This is a genomic window from Saccharophagus sp. K07 (assembly GCF_014336955.1).
Lineage (GTDB): Bacteria > Pseudomonadota > Gammaproteobacteria > Pseudomonadales > Cellvibrionaceae > UBA5868.
On the sequence record NZ_QRAI01000003.1, the window covers coordinates 21,443 to 45,216 of the forward strand.

17 protein-coding genes are annotated in these 23,774 nt (G+C 50.3%); 10 read left to right on the forward strand and 7 right to left on the reverse strand.

What is annotated here, in order from left to right:
• Positions 1 to 19 precede the first annotated feature (19 nt).
• The gene (locus DWB84_RS09845; protein ID WP_187409634.1) at positions 20 to 535 is read right to left on the reverse strand and encodes a VOC family protein; all 516 of its coding nucleotides are present in this window, start codon (positions 533 to 535) and stop codon (positions 20 to 22) included.
• A 124-nt stretch (positions 536 to 659) separates the two neighbouring features.
• On the opposite strand from DWB84_RS09845, the gene DWB84_RS09850 reads away from it, so the two are divergent.
• A complete protein-coding gene (locus DWB84_RS09850; protein ID WP_187409635.1) occupies positions 660 to 1,577 on the forward strand; it encodes a DMT family transporter in 918 nt (305 codons plus the stop codon).
• Here the strand turns inward: DWB84_RS09850 and DWB84_RS09855 are convergent.
• The 3 genes from DWB84_RS09855 to DWB84_RS09865 all read right to left on the reverse strand — a co-directional run bounded on the left by DWB84_RS09855 (position 1,574) and on the right by DWB84_RS09865 (position 5,118).
• Positions 1,574 to 2,938 carry a GTPase/DUF3482 domain-containing protein gene (locus DWB84_RS09855; protein ID WP_187409636.1) on the reverse strand — a complete coding sequence of 455 codons (1,365 nt, stop codon included), beginning with the start codon at positions 2,936 to 2,938 and terminating at the stop codon, positions 1,574 to 1,576. The two genes, DWB84_RS09850 and DWB84_RS09855, sit on opposite strands and share 4 nt — an antisense overlap.
• Positions 2,935 to 4,278, reverse strand: a complete 1,344-nt coding sequence (locus DWB84_RS09860) for a DUF2868 domain-containing protein (protein ID WP_187409637.1) — start codon at positions 4,276 to 4,278, stop codon at positions 2,935 to 2,937. The genes DWB84_RS09855 and DWB84_RS09860 overlap by 4 nt, the downstream gene beginning before the upstream one ends.
• Before the next feature lie 81 nt (positions 4,279 to 4,359).
• On the reverse strand, positions 4,360 to 5,118 hold the full coding sequence (locus tag DWB84_RS09865; RefSeq protein ID WP_222868127.1) for an endonuclease V: 759 nt from the start codon (positions 5,116 to 5,118) through the stop codon (positions 4,360 to 4,362).
• Between the two features lie 58 nt (positions 5,119 to 5,176).
• On the opposite strand from DWB84_RS09865, the gene DWB84_RS09870 reads away from it, so the two are divergent.
• The 4 genes from DWB84_RS09870 (at position 5,177) to DWB84_RS09885 (ending at position 10,150) form a co-directional block, all read left to right on the forward strand.
• Entirely contained in the window at positions 5,177 to 5,458 is a 282-nt protein-coding gene (locus DWB84_RS09870; protein ID WP_187409638.1) for an acylphosphatase, read from the forward strand.
• A gap of 82 nt (positions 5,459 to 5,540) precedes the next feature.
• Positions 5,541 to 7,373 carry a glycoside hydrolase family 9 protein gene (locus DWB84_RS09875; protein ID WP_187409639.1) on the forward strand — a complete coding sequence of 611 codons (1,833 nt, stop codon included), beginning with the start codon at positions 5,541 to 5,543 and terminating at the stop codon, positions 7,371 to 7,373.
• A 115-nt stretch (positions 7,374 to 7,488) separates the two neighbouring features.
• Positions 7,489 to 7,839, forward strand: a complete 351-nt coding sequence (locus DWB84_RS09880) for a DMT family protein (RefSeq protein WP_187409640.1) — start codon at positions 7,489 to 7,491, stop codon at positions 7,837 to 7,839.
• Positions 7,840 to 7,888: 49 nt separating this feature from the next.
• Positions 7,889 to 10,150: a LemA family protein gene (locus DWB84_RS09885; protein WP_187409641.1), complete on the forward strand. Its 2,262-nt coding sequence runs from the start codon at positions 7,889 to 7,891 to the stop codon at positions 10,148 to 10,150.
• A 51-nt stretch (positions 10,151 to 10,201) separates the two neighbouring features.
• On the opposite strand, the gene DWB84_RS09890 is transcribed toward DWB84_RS09885, so the two are convergent.
• The 3 genes from DWB84_RS09890 to DWB84_RS09900 form a co-directional block, all read right to left on the reverse strand.
• Complete coding sequence (locus DWB84_RS09890; RefSeq protein WP_187409642.1) at positions 10,202 to 11,611, reverse strand: hypothetical protein; 1,410 nt, start codon at positions 11,609 to 11,611, stop codon at positions 10,202 to 10,204.
• 197 nt (positions 11,612 to 11,808) lie between these two features.
• A complete protein-coding gene (locus DWB84_RS09895) occupies positions 11,809 to 13,146 on the reverse strand; it encodes a hypothetical protein (protein ID WP_187409643.1) in 1,338 nt (445 codons plus the stop codon).
• 321 nt (positions 13,147 to 13,467) lie between these two features.
• Positions 13,468 to 15,630 (reverse strand): FdhF/YdeP family oxidoreductase, encoded by a 2,163-nt coding sequence (locus DWB84_RS09900; RefSeq protein ID WP_187409644.1) that lies wholly within the window; start codon positions 15,628 to 15,630, stop codon positions 13,468 to 13,470.
• Between the two features lie 187 nt (positions 15,631 to 15,817).
• Between DWB84_RS09900 and DWB84_RS09905 the strand changes: the two genes are divergently transcribed.
• From DWB84_RS09905 to DWB84_RS19360, 5 genes are all read left to right on the forward strand, one after another.
• On the forward strand, positions 15,818 to 16,822 hold the full coding sequence (locus tag DWB84_RS09905) for an efflux RND transporter periplasmic adaptor subunit (RefSeq protein ID WP_187409645.1): 1,005 nt from the start codon (positions 15,818 to 15,820) through the stop codon (positions 16,820 to 16,822).
• Positions 16,819 to 17,511, forward strand: a complete 693-nt coding sequence (locus tag DWB84_RS09910) for an ABC transporter ATP-binding protein (protein WP_187409646.1) — start codon at positions 16,819 to 16,821, stop codon at positions 17,509 to 17,511. Before DWB84_RS09905 ends, DWB84_RS09910 begins: the two co-directional genes overlap by 4 nt.
• Complete coding sequence (locus DWB84_RS09915; protein WP_187409647.1) at positions 17,508 to 18,674, forward strand: ABC transporter permease; 1,167 nt, start codon at positions 17,508 to 17,510, stop codon at positions 18,672 to 18,674. The genes DWB84_RS09910 and DWB84_RS09915 overlap by 4 nt, the downstream gene beginning before the upstream one ends.
• Before the next feature lie 2 nt (positions 18,675 to 18,676).
• Positions 18,677 to 19,846, forward strand: coding sequence for an ABC transporter permease (locus DWB84_RS09920; RefSeq protein ID WP_187409648.1), 1,170 nt, complete (start codon positions 18,677 to 18,679; stop codon positions 19,844 to 19,846).
• A gap of 102 nt (positions 19,847 to 19,948) precedes the next feature.
• Positions 19,949 to 23,653, forward strand: a complete 3,705-nt coding sequence (locus tag DWB84_RS19360) for a thrombospondin type 3 repeat-containing protein (RefSeq protein ID WP_222868128.1) — start codon at positions 19,949 to 19,951, stop codon at positions 23,651 to 23,653.
• The last annotated feature ends 121 nt before the right edge of the window (positions 23,654 to 23,774 follow it).

Here is a 23,774-nt window from a genome sequence, read left to right on the forward strand (position 1 = left end):
CTCTGGCCACTTTGCCTATTTACCCTTGCACCGGATCAATCGTTCGCTCATTGAGTTTTTCCACTTCCAATTTGTGGTCCTTATCGAAAACCCAGACTTCTTCGTAATCCACCTCAAATAAATGCCCGTCCGGATCTTTGAAATATCCGGCAATGCCATAAGGAGTTCGAGTGGCTGGCTTGACGATGGTGCCTCCGGCACTCTCGGCTTTGGCCAATATAGCGGGAACCTCTTCCGGAGTTTCCGCCAGATAGATCAGCCCAACGCCAGAGAAGCCCGATCCCTCGTGGGATGGCGCCAGGGCATCCTGGGCGAAATCGCGGCGGGATATTAAGCACAGAGCGTAGCCACCTAAATCAAACTTGACGAAGCCGTCGTGGCCGGTGGACGAGCGGCGCCAACCCAATGACTCATAAAAAGTCGCGGCCCTCGCTACATCCTCAACGCCCAATAAAATCAAATGCAGCCGCTGGCGAATAGGTCGCGCATCGCTTTTGCTGTTAGCAAAAATGTGTCCAACCGGTGTTTTCAACATATGTCCTCTCCATTGTTTTTTATGTCTCGCTATTGGATAGCGATTCCCTTGAAATGGCAATGCAATTTGCCAGCCCTGGTATAAAATTGAGTTTTTTCAGCCACGGCTTTGCCAAGCAGTTTCGATGTCTGAGTTATCCCCCGGTGCGTCGCGGTCTAGCGCCAACTCCCAACTTCTCAAAGGTGTCCTGTTTGCAGCGATTGGCTTGCTGCTGTTTGCCGGCATGGATTCCATCACCAAATATTTAACGCACCATTACAACGTGCCTTTTGTGGTGGCTTGGCGTTATCTGGTGCATTTCGGTTTGATGGTGCTGATTCTCGCTCCGAAGGGCTCGGCGCCTTTGCTGCACGCCAACCGGCGCGGGCTGGTGATTGTGCGATCTTTTGCGCTGGTGGTGTCATCCATTTCAGTGGGTATGGCTTTGCATCGTATGCCGCAGGCGGATACCACAGCCATTACCTTCCTGGCACCTATGCTGGTAGCACTGCTGGCCTTCCCTGTTTTAGGCGAGCGCATCGGCCTGCTGGGTTGGGCTGCGGCCTTAATGGGTTTTTGCGGTGTTTTGTTGCTTGCGCGGCCCGGTAGCGGGCTTGATGGCGTGGGCATTTTTTTCGCGCTTTTGGCTGCTGCCGCCAACGCCGTCTATCAACTGTTGTCGCGCCTGCTCGCCACTACGGAAAAAGCCGTGTCCATGTTGTTTTACACGGCTCTGGTCGGCTCCTTGGTGTTTGGTCTGGCCCTGCCGTGGACATGGGAAAGCGACGTGCCCTCGATGTTGGAATATGTTTTATTTGTTGCCATGGGCGCAGCGGGCGGCTTAGGGCACTACTTTTTTACTTTGGCCTATCGCTACGCTCCCGCCTCGGTGCTCGGGCCGATTATTTATTTGCAATTGTTGTGGGCGGCGCTGTTGGGCTGGCTGGTGTTTGGCACCACGCCGGATCATTTAAGCTCGATCGGCATGCTCATTATTGCTGCGTCGGGATTGATGATCGCCTTAAAATCCAGCGCCAAACGCAAAGCCGGTACCGGCGATTAAACAGCGCCAGCGAGCCAGTTTTTTAACCCCGAAATAACCAGGTTGTACTCGCGGCTATCGGCACTCACTTTGGCATTTAATAAAGTGCGGATTTTGCGCAGCTGATGCTGCCAACCGTCCGGAATTTTATTGGCGGCTTTCGACGTTTGATCATCCAACCGAAACGCGGTTTGCGCCGCATGGCCGCGCCGGAATAAATGGCGCAACAGGGACAATTGGCGCAGCAGTAATAAATTTAAAGTCGCGTCATCCACACACAAAATTTTGTCTCCGCGCAGTCGCGCGAGTAGATCTTTGCCGTAGCGGCGCCCGGTATGCCAGGCAGTGCCAAGGGCCGCTCCGGTCAGACTGGCGGTGCCGAGACTCAAACCTGCGAGCAATAAATCCACCCCCGCGCCTATGGCAGCTCCAGTTGCTGCGGCGGATGCGGCATCCAGCCCGAAACGTTTTAAGGTTTCCGGCGCAAATAAATCCAATTCCCACTCGCCATCGCGCACCGGCAAATTACTCATCTGCACATCAGCGGGGGAAAATTTCAGGGTGAAAAGAATATTGTGCAGGCACTCTTGCTCGCGCTGGCGCACGCGGTTTTGCAAATCTGTCTGCGCATTTCCGCTGTCCACGGACACAGTAACCGTCGCCATATCGACTAATAAATTGGCCACCTGCGCAATGCAGGCATCGCAGGTTTGTTTCCATTCGGCGGCGCGGTGATCCAGCAGGGTTTGCAGCGGTTGATACCAAGCTTCCAATAAAGTCTGCAATTTTTGGTAGAGGCGTTTTTCCGCCTCAAAATCGAACGCGACTGTATCGAACTCCACCAGCGCATGTAGACCGAGTTCGGCCAGTTCCGCGCGCCACAGGGATAATTGTTCGGCGTTGTCCTGAATAAAATTCAACACCGGCAAAATGGGACGCGAGGCGAGTTTGAGGGAGAGAATTTCTTCGCGGTATTTTTCCAGCACCTCTTCGCGGCTGTCGATCACGTACAGCAGCGCGTTGCAGTCCAGCGCTTGGCGCAACACTTTGATTTCCTGCTCAAATTCTGTGAGCACCGCAGGCGCGGAATTTTCGATGAAATGTTCCAGACAAGCACGACCGCGCAACCCTTGCGTTTGCAGTGCTTTGAGATGAGTACTTAAAGCGACGGAGTCTTCCAATCCGGGTGTATCGCGCAGTTCGATATAACTCTGCCCGCGCAACATGATTTGCGCCGCTTCCACATGGCGCGTAGTGCCGGCGCTATTTTGAATTTCGCCGAATTCCACGCTGCGCAACAACGTTCGCATCAGCGAGGTTTTGCCGGTATTGGTATGGCCGACAACGGCGAGCTTGAGCGGCAGTGCGGGAGATGTGGTCATAAAAAATTCACCTGCTCCGGAGTAAGCCCCGCGCGTGCGGCGGTTTGCATCCAACCTTGTCGTCCCGTCTCTATAGGCGCAGGCTGAATTACCAGCCAGAGATTGCGCGGCCCAACGGATTCTGCCAATCGAATGATCACCCGCTGCATGCCTCGATCCACCGCGCGATTGCCATCAGCCAGCAGCGCAACCGGCAACCTCTGATGCTGCTGTAAATGACGTAGCGCCAGCTGAAAGGTCGCTTCATCACGAATATTAATTAAATCTTTTGCCATTTCAGGTAGGGCAAATTGGCGCGGCAACTCCAATCCCAGCCAGACACAATTACCGGGCAAAACGGCCGCTGAAATATTTTCCGCAGCAACTGGCTGCGGCTTGTGTTGATCGGGATCGAGCACTTCACCCTGGCGCGCCTTGGGCCAGAATTCCCGCTGCAAACGCACGTAGTAAGGTTGAGTCGCATCCAATTCCATACGCGCCTGCAAACGCCGCTCGACCAACCAGCAAATGCCGCCCACCAATAACCTAGGCAGCAAACCGTAGATCACCACACATCCCAGCAGAAACAGCGCCCATACCCGGCGAATTTCCCCGGCGTCTGCGCCGCGTATATCGATGCGGCTGGCGATAACTTGCGTCGCCTCAGGCACCGGTAAACCCAAGACCTGCAGTGGCATTTTTAGAATTTCCGTGAGCTGCACAAAACTGCCGCCGCCGAGCAGAGTGGATTCCCACACAAAATCGAATTGCCGGGTGGTAAATAGCAACAGCAAACCGATAACTCCGCCGGCTAAATAAGCGCTCCAAATCGTATGGGTAATCCAGCCGAAGCGCGCAGTACCCGCCGGGGAGAAAAAATGCCGCTGCAACCAAATACGACTCGCCGCCTGCGCCGCTGTCGGTTTCTCCCGCGCCGGCATAAAACGATTGAGCAGCCCGCTAAATAAAGGGGCGACTACACCGGCGGCATGGTCCCGATTCAACAGCAGCGTTACCGCCCATAACAAAAGCGACAACCAGCTAAGCCCGAGCAGAACGCCGAGCACCCAGAAAATATTCAGCTCGCTGCCCGCATTGCTGAGGGCTTTGATGCTGGTGATGGCACCGCCGAGCGCGGCGATCAGGCACACGCCGATCAATAAGCGGCGGAACAGTACAGGCGCCTGATGCAGAGCCGCAGCTATATGGGGTTTTTGTTGCAGCTGTTGATTGCGCAGCCGCAGCCAGGAGAAAAAATCCTTGCCATCTGAAGGAACGGCAACGGCGGGTTCAGCACCTTGAGTTTCCTCCAAAGCGCGGATTTGTTCGGCGAGCAGTTGTTGTTCAAACGATAGAGACACTGGGCGGTTTTCGTATCCAAAAGAGCGGCGAACATACACCGGACGGTGGCTTTTTGATAGGACCTAGAACTACCAAACCTCTTATGTGGGTATAGCACTGTTGATCCGCAATTGATTGACATAGAGATGCGCAAGCCGCGTCGGCTCCGGCAAGCGATAACCGCGCAGACAATGGCGGGTAATCTCCAGTGCGTCGTCACAGCTCATACCAGTGCCGGGGGAAATAAAAATCGGCCGGCTGTTCTTGCGGCTGCGATAACAAAAACCGCGCATTTCGCCTTGGTATTTCACGGTGCTGATGGAGCCCGGCAGCAACTCGGGGTCGATAAATTCACCTGACAAAGGTTTTTTGGCGCACCCCAGGCTCGGCACCTCAGCCGCCAAGCCAAAGTGACTGGCAACCCCCATTTTGCGCGGATGCATAATGCCGTGGCCGTCCACCATCACCACGTCCGGTTTGAGCTCTAACCCGCCCCAGGCGCGATACAGAGCGGGAACTTCGCGGAACGATAAATAGCCGGGCACGTAGGGCACTTCCACTTCTTCCACCACCCCACTTTGGGTAATCGGCTGCAGAGTTTCGTAATCCAGCACCACTATGCCAGCGTAGACCGTTTTGCTGCCGCGGTTGAGGGACACGTCCGCGCCGCCGATGGTGCGCGGCCGCCGTCCCAGAGGCGCCTCGGAAATCTGCTCGCGCAAACGCTCCTGCAACTTGCGCAATTCAACGGTATTGCCTTGCCAGTGCACTTTTTCCACGCCATTCCCCTTATTAATCACTAAACGTTTTTTAATCACTATCGATTGGAGGATGTTTACGCCCATACTTGGTGCTTTCACCTGCTTTCACCCAACTTGGTTTTTAGCTAAACCCATCAATCCATTAAGAGGACAACGAATGCAAACAGCGATTCACTTTTGGGTAACCGGCCGTGTTCAAGGGGTTTATTTTCGCAAGAGCACCCAGGATACCGCCCGCAACCTGGGCCTGACCGGCTGGGTGCGCAATCTGCCGGACGGGCGGGTTGAGGGCGTGGCGTGCGGCGAGCGCGCGGCATTGGACCAGTTGGTTACTTGGCTGCAAAACGGGCCTGAGCTAGCCGAGGTGACCGATCTCTGTGTAGCGCCGGAATCAACCGATGATTCTGTAACAAGTTTGCGAGACTTTGAGATTCGTTAACGAGCAGGCATTCGCATTTCCAGACAGGACAAACCGGTACACTGTCCCTTCCATAGTGTTCTTCTGACTGAAAGGGGCAGAAATGAGAATAATAAGCGCGTTGATCATCGGATCCTGTATCGGGCTGACCGCCTGCGGATCCGATACCAGCAGTGGTAATCCGGGCGGATCCTCCAGCAGTTCCAGTTCTTCGAGCAGCTCCAGCTCGTCCAGTAGTTCTTCATCCAGCTCAAGCTCTTCCAGCAGCTCGAGCAGTTCCAGCTCTTCAAGTGGAGTGGTGATTCCCTCCAACGACAAGATCAAGGTCAATCAGCTCGGCTTCCTGCCAGCAGGTCCCAAAGTTGCGATTGTGCCCAATACAGGCGCGACCACCTTTGCTTTGATCGACGGCCAGAACAATACGGTGTTTAGCGGCAACCTGTCCGCCGCAGCCACCTGGGAGCCATCGCAGGAAAACGTGCGCAAAGCGGACTTTTCTTCCTTCAGCACGCCGGGCACCTACCGCATCCGCGTTGCCGGTCTGGCGGATTCCAACTCTTTCCGCATCGATAAAGACGTGTTCAACGATCTGCACGACGCTGCGGCAAAAGCCTATTACTTCAACCGCGCCAGTACCGCCCTCACCGCGCAATATGCTGGCCAATGGGCGCGCGCCGCCGGTCACCCCGACACCAACGTGCAGGTCCACAGCTCTGCCGCAACCGCGCAGCGCCCGACTGGCACTGTGATCTCTGCACCCAAGGGCTGGTACGACGCCGGGGATTACAACAAGTACATAGTCAACTCGGGTATTTCGACCTACACATTGCTGATCGCCTACGAGCACTTCTCCCGTTTCTATCAGACGCGCAACCACAATATTCCCGAGTCCAGCAACTCAGTGCCCGACCTGCTGGATGAAATTATGTGGAACGTCGAGTGGATGGAAAAAATGCAGGATCTGGACGGCGGCGTGTACCACAAGCTGACGACCCAGAACTTCGCTGGCGAAGTCATGCCTGACCGCACCAACTCACAGCGCTATGTGGTGCAGAAGACAACCGCTGCCACGCTGAACTTCGCCGCCGTCATGGCGGTGGCAAGCCGCGTCCTGGCGGACTATGAAGGGCAGTTCCCGGGCAAATCCGCCGCTTACGCCAGCGCCGCAGTGAAAGCGTGGAACTGGGCGAAAGCCAACGCCAACGTCCCCTATCGCCAGCCCAACGACATCAAAACCGGTGAATACGGCGACCTCACCTTCAACGACGAATTTGCCTGGGCAGCGGCGGAGCTGTATCTACAAACCGGCGAGCAGTCCTATCTCAACGAATTCTGGGCGGCGGATGCACCTGCTTATGCGCCTTGGTGGGGTGGCGTCGGAGCTCTGGGTTACATCTCTCTGGCGACTCACGGCCAGGGCAAGCTGAGCTCTACGGACTATCAGAAGGTGACCAATGCGTTGCTTTCAACCGCCAATTACCTGAGGGGCCTGCAGCAGAGCTCCGCCTACGGCGTCTCTCTGACCAAAGACGATTTCGTCTGGGGCTCCAACAGTGGCGGTATGAACCAGGCCTTGATGTTGTTGCAGGCTTACCGTCTGACCAAAGACGTATCCTATTACAACGCTGCCTACGCGATGCTGGATTATGTGTTGGGCCGCAATGCGACGGATTACTCCTTCGTCACCGGCTTCGGCCACAAATCGCCCAAGGACATCCACCACCGTCAATCACGCGCGGATGGTATAGCCGATCCAGTGCCCGGCTTCCTGGTCGGCGGCCCGCACGATGGCCAGCAAGATGAATGCCCCGGATATCCGTCCAAGATACCGGCCAAATCCTACCTGGATACCTGGTGCAGCTACTCCACCAACGAAGTCACCATCAACTGGAACGCCCCATTGGTTTATGTGACTGCGGCCATTCTTAACCCCTAAACCGCATCCCTAGATCCTTGAAATAACCCCTCCGCTGGCCAGCGCTTGACACCCGACAAAGCGCTGGCCAGTATTTACCCCGCTCCTCACTCCACCTTTTTCTCCACCACTACTTATGCATCCGATTATTACTGCCGTAGGCCTGCTGTTTTGCAGCAATATTTTTATGACTTTCGCCTGGTACGCTCATTTAAAAGAACTCAACCACAAACCCTGGTTGATTGCCGCTCTGGTGAGCTGGGGCATTGCACTGGTGGAATATTTATTTCAGGTTCCCGCCAATCGCATCGGTTATACGGTGCTGAGCGTTGGACAACTTAAAATCGCCCAGGAAGTCATTACCCTCACCGTATTTGTGCCCTTTGCGATTTTTTATTTAAAAGAACCTTTAAAGCTGGATTATTTATGGGCGGGCCTGTGTATGCTGGGCGCCGTATATTTTATGTTTCGCGACAAACTGGGCTGACAGCAGTTTGATTCGGGAAAAAGAAATCCCTGTAGAGGATAAGTGGTAAATGATCCTAAAAAAGCTGGGTTATCTCGCCCTGCTAGTAGCAGCGGCGGCGCTCGGCGGATGGCTGCTGCAAACAGGCTTCGGCAAAATTCAGGCACTGCGCCAACTCGAGCGCGTGCCAGCGGCGCAAGCTGCCTATGTGTTACCTGGAGAAGTCACACTTAACGCTACAGCGGTTGTCGACCAGCACACCACGGGCAGTTATTACACCCAGACACCCAGTCTGTTTTATCACTACACCCGCGAACGCAAGACTGTCGACAGCGACGGCAAAACCCAGTGGCGCACTGAGTTCCGTCATACCGACGGCGTCGATTTTTTATTGGAAGACTTATCCGGCCATCTGCGCGTGCGCATCGCCGACCACGCGGACGCCGTGCAGTGGTCGTTGCGCCAGTCGTTTGTCGAAACCCATGGCGATATCCGCCACACCGAATGGCGCCTGGAACCCGGCGATAAGGTTTTCGTGTTCGGCAAAGCCGAGTTGGCTGAACATGGCATGGCCCTGCATTTTGACCGGCAGGGCGCGTACAACCCGATTCTCTCCCATTATTCCCAGGCCAGCTCGCAAAGCCGTTTTGGCAACAGCGGTTTATGGACTTTATGGGGCGGGCTCTCCTGCTTAGCGATTGCGGTTTTTGCGCTGGCGCATGTGCTCGGTGTGCACCGGATTTTGGCTTTTGTCAGCCTGCTCGGCGTGGTGCAAATGGTCGCGCTGATTCATCTCTCCCTGCTGATGATCCGCGCTGATTTGCGCAGCGGCATCGAGCGCTTTCACCAACAAAATGCTGCCGCCGAATCCCAAGCGGCTGCGCTTTTTAACGCGCAGGGTCTGACTTGGGACGGTTGGCAATCTCTGGCACAAGCCAATCTCTCCGCTGAGGATGAAAAACGCCTGCGTGCTTATCAGCGGTATCTGGCAATCAACCAACAACGTTTGGCTGTGCAAATGAATTCTGCACCGGAGCGCTGGTTATTGCCGGTTTGGGAACTGACTCCACCCGCACCTATAAAAGGAATGGATCCCGAAGACGAAGTGGAAATCCGTCGCCAACTCGCCGAATTTCCGCAAACGCACTTGCCTGGTTTACTCCCGTGGATTGCCATGACAATCGCCGCCCTGGTCGCGTTAATTTTCACGTGGACTGCCTTGCGGACGATTCGCGTTAAACGACTTATCGAAAATCTCACTACCTCTCCAACTCGCGGTGTCAGTTGCGGCCTGACGGAAATCTGCGGAGAAATTCAGCCGGCCGAAGGTGCGGAATTGTTGACCACACCATATTTCGCCACCAAATGTCTTTGGTATCTCTACAAAAAAGAAGAAAAACGCGGCGCAGGAAAAAATGCACGCTGGCATCCGCTGGAACGAGAAATTCGCAATGCGCCATTTTTTGTGCGCGATGCCGAAGGCCAATTGCCTGTTCAAGCAGATAATGCAGAGGTCATCACCCGCCATGTCACGCGCAAAACTGTGGGCAAATTGCGTTACACCCAGGCGGTGTTGAAAGCGGGCGATCCAATATATGCAGTGGCAGTCGCGGCTATAGATCCGGCACAGCCAGACCGCTTGATGCTGCGCGCAGGGGACATGAAAGAGCCTTTTATTTTGAGCAATTATGCCGAGCAGGAAGTGATGTTAAGCAAAGCGAGCAGCAGCATGTTGTCGCTTTGTGCTGCAGTCAGCGGTGTGTTGCTTGCGGTCATGTTGGCGTTTGGCATCCACGGCAGTTTTTCACCGCTGGATTCTCTAATTGCGGCTGCCGTACTTCCCATTTATATGCTGGTGATCATGCTGATCCTGCATTACAACGATCTGATCTTTTTACGCCAGCGCGCTTTGCGCAATTGGGCCAACATCGATGTATCGCTAAAAAAACGCAAAGACCTGATCGACGCCCTGGCAAAAACTGCGCAAACTGTACTTCAGCATGAGCGTAATCTGTTGCAAAAATTGTCGCTGCTACGCGCTGCCCTGACACAAACCCAAGGGAACCAAATAAAGGTAGCGGAATATTTACGCCAGGAAAAAGCCTTTCAGCGATTATTGCGTGCGGTCGCCGAGAATTATCCGGATCTTAAAAGCCGGGAATTGATGCAACGGTTAATGACGGTGATCAGCGACGGAGAAACGGAAATTGCACTCTTAAGGCAGGGTTATAACGACGCGGCAACAGCCTACAACACCCGCATTACTTCCATACCGGATATCATACTGGCCAAGTTTTTTTATTTCCGGCGTTTGGAACTGATTACTGAATAGAATTAGACAAACTAATAAAACAGTGGCCGCGAGGGCCACTGTCTGCCAATGTTACGGCAAATACCGCAGTATCCAATTCCAGAACGAGAAGGTAATCTCTGCTAGAGCATTGCCATTATCGTCCTCGATCACACCTAAGTTATCCGCGTAGACAATATTCAAATTCAAACCCCGCGCTTCATCCCGACCTTTCAACCACTGAACCCTGGAATTACTGCGCGAGTAGGTCTGACGGTATTCCCGGTCCTGATAGTTAAGGGTATGCTCATTGAGTTCTTCAGTACCGGCAGATACCCCATAGCGACTGGTCAACAGCGTTTCACCATCGAGCACCACGAGATAATTTAATTCGCCTTCGAAACTCGATTTGGCTCCGTCCCAGCCAGGATTATCCATCCATAGACTGGTGAATTCTTGCAGCACATTGTTCATTTCGCGGCTCAAATCGCTCGCCGTTAAATCCAGTGCATAATCCAACAGAACACGATCACTGCCCTGATTAAACTCCAATTTGCCAACAACAGGACTTTGGTGCGCACTCAGAGTCAGCACATTGGTATTCAAGTTGAGACTGATCAGTTCAATCGGCGCAGGTGCCGCTACACTGAATTTAATGGAATGATCTTCGGGTTTTTCCGTATCTCGGATGACGAATGTTGCCGCATCTGGAATGGATAATCCGCGCGCTTCCAATTTTGCATCCGGCAAAGGCGCATTGCCATCACTGCTTCCGGGTGGTGGATAATCGAACACATCAAAGTGAATGGTCACCGGCTTTTCCAGTTCCAAAGAACTTGCTGGCCGCACCAGGCGCAATTTATTGATGCTTAAAACCACATTGGGAAATGGTATTTGGTAACGCGGTATCTGCTCGAGATAGCCCGGTGGAAAATCCGCTGTAAAACGAATATCCGCCTGAACATAAACCCTGCAATCGGAGGAAAAACAAATAGTATCGTTGGCTACCACTTCGCCATCCCTTTGATAATCGACTGCCAATTGGAATCCACTACCGTCCGTAGGAAAGGGAAATTTCTGCAGCTCAGTTAAAAGGTGATCCAAAAAATCCTGCAGCAATACCGGAGAAAGACTAATAATTTTCTGCTCAACCTGGATATCGTCAGCAAGCAGGCCAGATAAAATGCGCCTATATCCAGAGACGCGATTCTGATCCAGCAGCCACTCGTGCGCATCGAGATGTATCAGATGGCGAGCATTACCGACAATATAGGAACTCTGCAGGTTTCGATTCCACTCGACAAATGACGATAAATCCACACGCCCCGAACTCGAACTGGATGAACTGGAGCTGCTGCTGGATGAAGCAGAACTGCTGGACGCACTCGAGCTTGATGAACTGGAACTCGATGAACTAGAGCCGTTGGATGTTGTATCCGTATCTCTACACGCCGACATGCTGATCCATATCAGCAATGCCAAAGTAAATTTAAGGTATTTCATATACTGCCTCCCAGTATCAAAGGGTTGTGGTTTTGAAATGTTTTATCGTTACCCCGATGAATCATTCTCCACATTGGGAGGTCCTACAGATTCACCTACTTTTTCTAAAAGCCATTTCAAAAGTGCCTGTATTTCTCGACCCAACTTTGATATAGCTTCTCCGCTTGCTTCCCTACCTATAAACTCCCTATTGAAATCTAATTTTGTTCTGCCTGATACCACTCGGCAAAATTATCTTTATTGATCTGAAGTGGAGGATCGCCGCTGATATAGCCTTGCAGTTTTCCGTCAGCACCATGGGAAACTGTTATAGATATATCCTCTCCCTGCGCATCCAATTTCAGCCAAGATCCGCTTAGTTCCCGGATATGCTCATGATTAAGAACCTGCTCCGCAGTGGTCACTTGATAGTGATTCTTCTCAAGAAGAAACACTTCCAGATCCGAACTGACTTTTAATATTTCATCGTCGTTTTCAGCGTAGGTGCCGCTGAATCTCGCTTTGACAAATCCAAGTCGCGATGACCAATCCGGGTTATTAATCCAAAGCGATCGCCAATCTTTTTTAAGATCTGCCAAAGCATGCTGGCCTTTTGGGATAACCAAGTAGCCTTCAAAACCCGCGTTTACACTGCGGTTCTGCTCTTCCAACTTGATCTCTGATAACAGCTGAATACTTTGGTCCACATTTGAAAACAGAACAGAAAAATCAAAAGTAGGAGTGATGCTGGGCAGAGATACCAGAACCACATTGGGCTCTAATATCGCTGCCACATTAAGATCCAAAACCGTCTCCTGTGCTGTATCTGAGTTGGCAATAACAATAAAGCCGTTATAGGACAGCGTAGCGCCGTAAATATCCAGCTTTTCAGGATAAACCCAGATATTGGTGAAGACTTCGGATCCCAAACCTGGCCCGGTGAGATGCTCAGTCAGTATCTTTTCGAAAGTTATTGCGAGATTGCCAGTAAACTGAAGTGAAATCCCCTGATTTTCGATGTATAAACCGGTTATTTGAATGCTGCCCTTATCGAATATGTATTTAAAAATGACGTCAGTTTGGCTTTCGTCTAGTGTATAGGTGCCCGTCACAGAGGAACCCAGCTCGACGTTTGCCTGGACCACCACCTTGCAACTTTGCCCTTGGCAGTCGCTCGATGAGAGCGTGAGGGTTTGATCTATGACATATAAATGCCGAGTATCTGCTACGCCTTGTCTAAAAAGTCGGTATCCACCGGGCGTAACTTCTCGAGGCCATTGAATTTCTTCTTCAGGACGAACGCCATTTGTTGCAGCCATAATCTCGAACATAAAGGCCGCCGCGAGCTTTTTTAAAGCCACTTCGAAATTATGCCCCGGCAAAATCAAGTCAAATTTTTGCAGAAAATCCGAGAAATTTGCTTGCGAAGAGGGCGCAAGAACAACTTGTTGATTTTTGAAAATCTGTAATTGCCGGCCATTTCCGTGGTCGTGAGCCCGAAGAAAATCCGTATTCCACGTCAAGAAATTCCGTTGCTCTTCCGAACCTTCAAACACACCCGAACTGCTGGACGAGCTGGAAGAACTGGAGGATGACGAACTCGAATTGGTATCGTCCGATTTACAGGCCGCCAAACTGATCAACAAGAAAAACGGCAGCCAAACTTTGTAAAGCTGCATGACGAAGCTCCCTATGCCGCCCTGAGGCGGTCATTCATTATTCTTAACCCGCCATCAGAGAACGCACTCTCGGGAGAGATACCCAATCTCTTTGAATCACAGAGCGGGTACCAGGTTAACTTACCTCAATTTGTTTAATGACCGACAATAGGATGCAGGGCTTGTGATACCTATCACAAGCCCATTGAGATAATGGTTTTATACAGCGGGAATAACAAAGACTGGCAGCGATTTAAATCCGGGCGTTTTGCTGTGCGGGTCGACATGATTGCTGATCAGAACGTTCGCTTCCGGATAATACGTCATTAAATTGCCCGGTCTTATCTCGAAAGGTTTTACCTTAACGCCGGACATCTTCCCTACTGGTGTGACCAAATCCACTTTTTGATCTGGTTTCCAACCCTGTCTGGCCATATCAGTCGGATTCATCAACACCACCCAACGATCTGTTTGCTCACGATAAGTGTCGTATTCGTGATAAATAATCGAATTAAACTGCCCTTCACTGCGTACGCTCGTCAAATAAAATACCCCTTCCTCACGCACCGGCAGTGGATGCGCAAAAAAATGGCCTTTTTTATCCGGAGTATTGAATACCGGCGTATGCAGAGTGCGCCCTTCGATATGGAATTCTTCCTTGCTTTGATCGATATCGGTAATTTTGCCAAAGCCGGGAATAACATCGCCGATCATTTTGCGGATTTTCTCGTGGCTGCGGAAGATAGAAAAATCCAGACGTGCGCGATCAATCAATAATTCACCCAGACGACAAATCAATTCCACTTCCGATCGCAACTGGGCAAATCGGTTGATGCCGCCATCGCTTAAGCGTACAAAATTAAACATGGACTCCTGGGTTGTGCCCTGCTGCTCTTCATCGCGCGTGCGTACCGGGAATATCACTACTTCCTGCTCCACGCCGTGTACGTGGCTCATATTGATAGTGGGGCTAAAAAAGCATTTAAATGGAATTTTATTGAGCGCTGCAGTGGCAAATGCCGTATGAGGATTGGACGCCAATAAATTTCCGCCCAACATTATGGCAACATCGATTTCCTGATTGGCTGCTGCGTGCATACACGCCATAGTGTCCAAGCCGCGTTGCTTTGGCAGAGTATGACCGAGCGTCTGTTCCAATTTTACTTCAATGGCTTTTTTCAGCTCTGGCGTAAAACCCATGGAGCCAGTACCCTGGATATTGCTGTGGCCGCGCAACGGCAACAAACCAGCACCCGGCTTGCCGATCATGCCGCGCAACAATGCCAGGCTTACCAGTGCTTGAATCGTATGGACGCCGTGAGTGTGGTGCGTCAGTCCCATGCTCCAGGTAAAAATGCAATTTTGCGAGCGGCAATAAATATCGGCGATTTTTTCGATGATTTTGCGCTCCACACCGGAACTGCGCTCAATTTCCTCCCAACTGAATTGAGAAAGCGTTTGGGCAAATCCATAAAATCCCGCGGTGTGATTTTCAATAAATTCCCTATTTTGCCCGCCCTGCTCCAATACCGCTTTGGCAACGCCTTGAATAAACGCCAAATCGCCACCTAAATGTGGCTGCACATATTCCGATGCGATTTTTTCGCCACCCTTCATCATAGAGCGCCAATCGCTCGGCGAAGCAAATCTCACCATTCCCGGTTCTTTAGCCGGATTGACCACTACTACCGTACCGCCGCGGCGGCGCAGGTGAATCAGGGTTTTGACAAAACGGGGATGGTTGGAGGCCGGATTAGCGCCGAAGACAAAAATTAAATCGGCTTTTTCGATATCACCATACTGAACCGTTGCTGTGCCCGTACCAATGGTTTCACCAAGTGCAACACCAGAAGCCTGGTGACAGTAATAACTGCAATTATTGACGTTATTGGTGCCGTATAACCGCGCCAGCAGCTGCAATAAAAATGCGGCCTCATTGGAACTGCGGCCTGAAGCGTAAAAGAAACTGCGCTCCGGCGAGGTTTTGCGCAAACGGTCAGCGCAAATCTGCAGTGCTTCATCGTAATCCATCGGTCGGTAATGGGAATCACCAGCAGCCTTATAAAGCGGCATGGTCAAACGACCGAGATCTTCCAGTTGTTTACCACTGAGTTGCGAGAGGTCCGCAATGGATTTTTGCAAAAACAACGGCACAGGGATGGCAGGCCGTATATCGCTCAAATGGGCCTGAATATTTTTATTGCAGATTTCAATACCGTGCCGCGCCTCGTTCCAAAATCCACCATTTTGCCCACCGGTGCCAAAGGCACAGGCCTTACAGGCATTCTTCGAACGCAGCGTTTGCAAGAGTTTAAAAGGGCCAATACGCGAGCTGTAACGCAGTACACTGCGAACCGCCTTCCAACCACCACCGACAACCATAAAACCTCCGAATGAACCTCTCCTAAGACTAGCCGAAATTCCCCTGCGGCTCTATCCGTCAAATCACTTATGGAAATTTGACCAGCAAAAGATTATGACGTTTGTCATGCTGAAGTCATGACAGGCGTGCATGGTGGCTGGTGCTGTCTTTGTGCGACATTTTCACCATCGGAAAAGGTGTGTGAATATGATGGACAGCAAGGCACTATTGCAGCAGTTGCGTTTAGACAATAGCAGCAACACAGCCCAAAAAAGTCCCAGGCTTTGGCCGGTTGCCATAGGTAGTGTTCTAGCCGGCACGCTGGCTTGGCAGGTTCTAACGTCAAGCACGCAAAATCCATCTGTAGACGCTCTCGATAACGTCAGCTCAATTACCGCTCCCCCCGAATCCAATCATTCGAATACAACAAGCCATATTCTCAACGCTTCCGGTTATATCACTGCACGCCAGATCGCCACTGTATCTGCACAGGTCATGGGCTTGCTTGTCAGCGTTGATGTCGAAGAAGGCATGTCCGTTGAAAAGGGACAGGTTCTCGCCCGCATCGACGATTCCCAGGCGCGTATTGCATTCGATCTGGCCAAAACCAGAGTTGCAACTCAGGAGTCAGTTCTTGATGGCTTGCGTATTGAATATGCGGCTGCTGTGCGTGAACTGCAGCGTCTGGAAAATCTTAAAAACTTTTCCAGTGAATCCCAACTCACCCGCGCACAAACTCATGCAGCAAAATTAAGAAATTCGATTCGTCGCGCAGAAACAGAATTAACAGCGACGCATTTTCAAGTCGCGCAACAGCAAAGCCTCCTGCACAATTATGTAATCCGAGCGCCATTTGCTGGAATCATTACAGGGAAAAATGCCCAGGCAGGAGAAATCATTGCGCCGAGTTCCGCCGGGGGCGGATTTACCCGTACGGGCATATGCACCATCGTCGATATGGATTCTCTGGAAATTCAGGTCGACGTCAATGAGGCCTACATCGGCCGCGTATATCAAGGACAACCCGTAGCGGCGGTTCTCGATGCGTATCCCGATTGGAAAATTCCCGCACGCGTCATCACCCTTATTCCCACCGCGGATCGCGCTAAAGGCACTGTGCGCGTGCGCATTCGCATACTGGAAAAAAGCTCCAAGATCCTGCCTGAGATGGGCGTAAAAGTCAGTTTTTTAGCCGGAGGAACTGAACAATGAATGATGATCTGTTTAGATTACACAACGTTCATAAAGAATTTAGCCGGGGTAAACAAAAGATCACTATTTTTGACAACCTTTGCTTGCATATAAAGCGAGGCGAATTTATTACCATTATGGGTCCTTCCGGGTCCGGAAAAACCACCCTGCTCAATATGCTCGGTGGGATCGACAAACCGACACATGGGCAGCTCTTTTTTCAACACACGGATATTGCGCAATTTAGTGAAAGCCAGCTGGCCAAATGGCGGGCCGACCACGTGGGTTTTATTTTTCAGTTTTACAACCTTATGCCCATGCTATCCGCCGAGCGTAATGTGGAATTGCCATTATTGTTAAAAAATCTGAGCCGCGCGGAGCGCAAAAAACGGGTAAATGCGGCTTTGACCTTGGTCGGATTGCAGGAGCGGGCCAAGCATTATCCACGTGAATTATCCGGTGGCCAGCAACAGCGGGTTGCAATTGCCCGCGCCATAGTGACGGATCCGGATATTGTTTTGTGCGATGAGCCGACTGGCGACCTGGATCGCACCACTGCGACGCAAATTATGGAAATGCTGCAAACACTGAATCGCGAATTTAATAAAACCATCATCATGGTGACGCACGATCCAGAAGTGGCGAAATATTCAAGCCGCCAGCTGCACCTCGATAAAGGCATATTTACGGATCTGGAGACTGCAGCATGATTAACCTTTATCTGATCGTTAAAAATCTGACGCGCGATAAACCGCATTTACTGCTAAACACCTTTGCCATTCTGGTCGCCTTTTTTCTCTTCGGTGTACTGGGCAGCGTGAACAAAGCCCTGCACGCCGGGTTAGAGCCATCTGAAAATAATCGGCTGATAGTGTTCAATAAAATCAGCTTTACCCAGCCTCTTCCACTTGGCCACGTAGAAAAAATCCGCGCACTTGACGGTGTAAAACTGGCAACCCATGCAAATTGGTTCGGCGCTTATGCACAGGGTTCACAAACCTATTTCGCTGGGTTTGCGGTCGACCCGGAAACCTATCTGGAGGTCCATGCCGATTCTTTCTTGGTAGATACCACGCAAAAACGTGCATGGCAGCGTAATCGCCAGGGCGTTCTGATAGGCGAAAAACTGGCACAGACTTTCGCCTGGAATATTGGCGACCGAATTCCTATATCGTCCAATATTTTTTATAAAGCGGATGGATCCCAGGTTTGGGACATGGTGGTGGAGGGCATTTTCACCGGAACTGACTTACAAACCGATACGAACTTTCTGCTATTCCATTACCAATATTTTATAGAGACCCAAACCTTCGGCAGTGATTGGATCGGCTGGGTCGTTCTGACGACCGTTGATCCTGCTCTTAATGAAGACATCATCAATAAAATCGATGATCAGTTTGCCAACTCCTTTTATGAAACTGAAACCACGAGCGAGAGGCAGTTCAACAAAGCGTTTCTGCAACAATTTGGCAATATCGGCTTTATCGTCACCTCCGTAGTTGCCGCCGCCTTCTTCACCCTGCTTTTGATCGTTGGCAATTCAATGGCGCTTGCGGTTCGCGAACGCACTCAGGAAATCGCTGTTTATAAAACATTAGGATTTTCCGCGCAAAAAATTTTCAGCCTTGTACTGTCAGAATCTGTACTGCTCGCTGCCTTGGGCGGATTCGCTGGTTTGGCATTAGCGCATATGTTTGTCGGCGGCATGAGTCAATCACCACAAATCCGCGCCATTTTCCCTGGGCTATCACTAAGCAGAAGTATTTTTTTGCAAGCCGTTTTTTACATGATCGCATTGGGATTCATTACGGGATTTGTTCCTGCTTACCGCGCCATGCAATTGAATATCGTTAACGGACTGACCAGGAGGTAAAAATGTTTGCCATAATTTTGCTGAATCTCCGTACTATTCCTCTGCGTTTTTGGATGTCGCTGGCAAGTGTTACGGCAATTGCCGTAGTCGTCGCGGTACTGCTCACCTTTCTTGCCATGGCTAATGGATTCCGCACCACGCTCGAAGGTTCAGGCTCAGATGATTTTGCCATGATGTTACGCTCCGGCTCACAAGCGGAACTGACCAGCGTCTTAACTCGAGACCAGGTCAACATTATTGCAGAGTCCGCAGGAATTGCTCGTGATCACAAAGGAGCACTGATCTCTGCCGAGCTGTATTTGACAGTGGATGCCAAGCAACGCAATTCACAATCCAAGGTCAATTTACCATTTCGAGGACTCGACGAACGAGGGCTCGAATTGCGCCCCAATATTCACCTTAAAGCCGGCCGCATGTTTGAACCAGGGAAAAATGAAATTGTCGTGGGCGAAGCCATTCAGCGCGAATTCGCAGGTTTTGAACTGGGCAATACTGTCAAACTTGGAAATACCGAATGGCAGGTGGTCGGAATATTCAGCGCCCGCGGATCCATATTCGACGGGGAAATTTGGACAGACGTGCGCACTCTGCAAAATCAGTTCAACCGCGGCAACACTTTTCAAATTGTTCGGGCCAAGCTGGTCAATACAGGTGATGTTAATCCAATTCTCAATGCCATTAATGCCGATCAGCGCCTCAACCTGGATGTCAAAACCGAAAAAGCCTTTTACCAAAAGCAATCCCAAGGAATTTCAAATCTTATTTTTTATATCGGCTGGCCGCTTGCCATCACCATGTCGCTCGGCGCCCTGGCTGGTGCGTTGAACACCATGTACAACTCCGTCGCTCAGCGCACTGGCGAAATTGCAACACTGCGCGCAATCGGCTTTTCCGGCTTGCCAATATTCACTGCCACCCTGCTTGAGTCACTGGTGCTATCTTTTGTAGGCGGAATCATTGGCACGACAATCGCCTTCTTGTTTTTCGATGGGATTTCCGCATCAACCATGGGTAATGGATTTACCCAAATCACATTTCAATTTGAAATGAACGCAAATGTTTTTATACAAGGAATTATCCTGGCGCTTACTATTGGATTTAGCGGCGGCTTGCACCCAGCATTTCGCGCAGCTCGCCTACCCGTAAAACAAGCGTTCGCTACAATTCGCTGAAAAAACCAAATCCGACCAACAACCTTTGCGCCTGATATATTTGTAAAAATAAATATGTTATACATTTATTTACCCCCACCACATTATCATCAGGAGATGAAAATGCTGCGTAAACCTCCGGGAGTCAAAAATTTTTGTTTACCATTTAATTTTCTTATTTTTCTCTTTATTACCAGTCTTTACACCCCCATCAGCCACGCGAAGCATATTACAACTGTTCAAAAAGATAATATCGTTTATTTCCTTTATTCAGAACCGAATAAACTGGCGCGCTACCATCTCACCAGCGGAAAGCTGCCCGACATCAGTCTGGATAATGCGCCAACCGCATTAGCAATATATAACGGCATTGCTTATGTCGGATTAAACAGAGACTTATTTGCGATCGATCTTGCCAATGGCAGCAGCCAATTTGTGCATAATTTTCCCTACACTATTACAGATATCGGCATTCTCGGCGGATTTATTTACATCAAGGAAAAAAGCTCAAGATCCTTCCACTATCTGGATATTGCTTCTCTAACCCTGGTCGGCACCACGAATACTTTTGATGCCGGCCCACATTTCGTTGTTTCACCTGATCTAAATGCGATCTTTTCCCGCGATCCAGACGTTTTCTATCCCGACATTTATAAATTCAGCCTGAATAATTCAGGCTCGGTGGATTCAATCTTAGACTCTCCCTACGGCGCAGAGTATCCAATTGGTAGCAGGCTTTACCTTAACGCCTCGCAAACAAGGTTAATTGAGGATAACGGAATTGTTTACCACACCTCTGATCTGACCTATGCGGGCAGCCTGGGAGGTAGCTTTGAAGCATTGACATTTGTTGGAGATAAACCCGTTGTTGCTCGAGCCGGGCAACTTGAACTATTCAGCGACACATTCTTGTCATTGGGGTCCATTTCCATCAATCAGACCCCGCTGTATTTGGCAAGCTTGGACAATACCATTACCGCGTTTTTCATTGGTGATGCGGATTATTCCTGCAGAACCTTTGACCTATCTGATTTTGTCCTACCGGAACCAGGCCAGCCAGCAGATCCAAATACTACGAACTACACACCGGAATTTATTGAAACGGATGGGGAGGATCTGATTTATCTTGTGGATGAACAAACCCAGAGTATTTTCCGTTGGTCTGTCAGCCAAAACAAATACCTGGAAAGTTGGTGGCTGGGAAATGCGCCCACCTGGGTGACCTATTCATCAGCGCATGAACGTTTGTATATCGCTTATCAAGACGGACGCATTACCTTTTTTGATGTCACCGACCCAAACGCCGTCGAAACGCATTTTTCTACCTTGGCGGCAGCTTCTACTGGCCTGCTCGCCGTTGGCAACTTTCTCTTTGCAGCCGATGATTCTGGGGTTTGGAATGCTCAATATCTTTTTGATGCGCAGGGTACTATTACTGTCCATTTCTCACAGCGCCCCAGCGGAACGGCATTTGTTTTCAATCCAGAACTTAATCGCATCTATCACTACCAGGTAGGACTACCGGTCAGCGATATCGACTGGGGGGAGGTTAATCAGGTCACGGGGCAATGGGGCCAAACAGGAGAATCGCCCTATCATGGCAATCAACTACAGATCGTTGCGCCTCTGCGGGTCATAAACAATGGCAACTACCTATTAAACGGTGCCGGACAGGTACTTAATGCTCAGTCGCTCCGCATAGTGGAAACTCTTTCCTCTACAATCAGTGATGCCGCATCGATTAGTGGTCGACTGGTAACGATCGATTCTTCGGGCACACAATTGCAATTTTGGAATAATGATTTCGAATTAATTAATTCATATGATCTGAACGACACCTCAAACGTCCGCATCTTCGCAATCAATGATGATTTAGTGCTGGTTAAACAGACTGCACAAGGACCTCAAATCATTGCATTTGATTTGGATGATTTATCCGACTCAGACTTCGACACAGTCAATGATTTTCTGGACAACTGCCCGGACATTGCTAATCCGGATCAAGCCGACTTCGATCAGGATGGCATAGGCGACAGTTGTGATACCGATGCAGATAACGACCAAATCAGCAACGTAATTGAACTACAAGTCGGTTTGAATCCCTTAGATCCAACCGACGCTGATTTGGATCTGGACGGCGACGGGGTCTCCAATCGTATTGAAGCCATTCTTGGTTTTTTGCTGGACAACCCTGACGACAGGCCTACAGCGCTAACTCATTATGTCGAGGACTTTGAATCCGGCACCGGTTGGTTCAATCTGGGGCAGGAAGAGAATCGCTGGTCTCTGTCTTCGCAAGGCTTCACAGGGAATGGGCTGCGCTCAGGCCCTATCTCCAGCTTGCAACCGCATAGCGATGTTAGCTTTACAGCTCTATTCGAAGAGCACACCTCTCTTAGCTTTCAATTTGTCAGCATCGGCCCGCTCTACTTTGTCAGATACCTTCAGGTGTTAATTGATGGAAATGTAGTCGCAACTTTGGATGGATTTTATTTATGGACAACCAACTTTATTTCGGTTGACGCGGGATTACATACCATCACTTTCCGCTCCAGCGCGCAGCACACGCTTGATTTTGGCAACGACGAATATTTTCTCATCGATAATTTAATCTTGGGAATCGATAGCGACCATGATGGTTTTTTTGACGACGTCGATAACTGTCCTACTTTCTACAACCCCTATCAAAGGGACGCCGACGAAGATGGCATCGGCGATTCCTGCGATCCCTATCCTTATGAACCAGACGAGCCAGCCGATTTGGATGGCGACGGCATTGTTGATTACGAGGATAATTGCCCTGCAAATTCAAATCCCAATCAAGAAGATGTTGATGGTGATGGAATTGGTGATGCGTGCGACGCCATCGACAATCGTCCGCCAGATGCCGACAAGGATAAAATTCCTGATTCCCGAGATAACTGTCCTTTGGTTGCTAACACCGACCAAGCCGATCTTGATCACGACAATATAGGTGACGCGTGTGATGATGATATAGACGGTGATGGGCTAACCAATGATATTGAAGCTCAATTTGAGTTCTTAGATCCGTATAACCCCGAAGATGCAGAACTGGATTACGACAATGATGGCGTCAGCAACATTTTGGAAATTAGAACAGGTAATAATCCATCTGAGCCGGACGAATTTCCATATTTGGATATGACAGTTTTCCTTCCATTGAAGGAAGGTGAATATGCCTACGTCAATGAATTGGTCTATGTCATCAGGGAAATCCGCAAACTCAGCGGTCGCGATGAAACTGCCGTTATCAGTACCGATGGAACATCCGAGCGCTATGAAATACGCGACGACGGCATTTACATGCTAAGCCGGGCGAGCTCCAGTACTTTCCGCGGCTCCCTATATGACAATTTTCTCTATCTCCCGAATCAACTGAAACTAGGTCAGAAAATCACATCCACAGGTATCCAGTCAGACGGTTTTGGTAGCGGCAGCGAATTTGAAATCCGCTTGCAGATCGTGGACTTCGGCAATGTTTCGATAGCAGGAAATACCTATCCAACCGTGACAATCCGTTACGAATATGGCCATCCGTTATTTGGAGTTGGGCGTATACAGGAAGTCACCTTCGCAGCCAACATCGGCTGGTATACCTATGAAGAAATGGAGCTAGACAGTTTCGCGTTTAAGCAGGAGCCAATCGATCCAGCCGAAGAGCTGGAACCCTTATTTGAGGAAGAATCTTCCGAACATGAAGAAATCCAAAATGCCAATACCGCTCAAGCCGGCGCCTTCCCTATCAGCGGATTTTTCCTTTTATTGATGCTGGCAGCAGCGCCTCTTTGCAGAAAAAAAGCCGCTTAGTTTTAAAAACCCCGGATTTAAATCCGGGGTCTTTAATTGGCTCCATTTTTCAGACTTCCTGAAAAACATCACCGAATCTCTCACGAATGTTATTGAGTCTGATACGAGGTGCACCAACAAA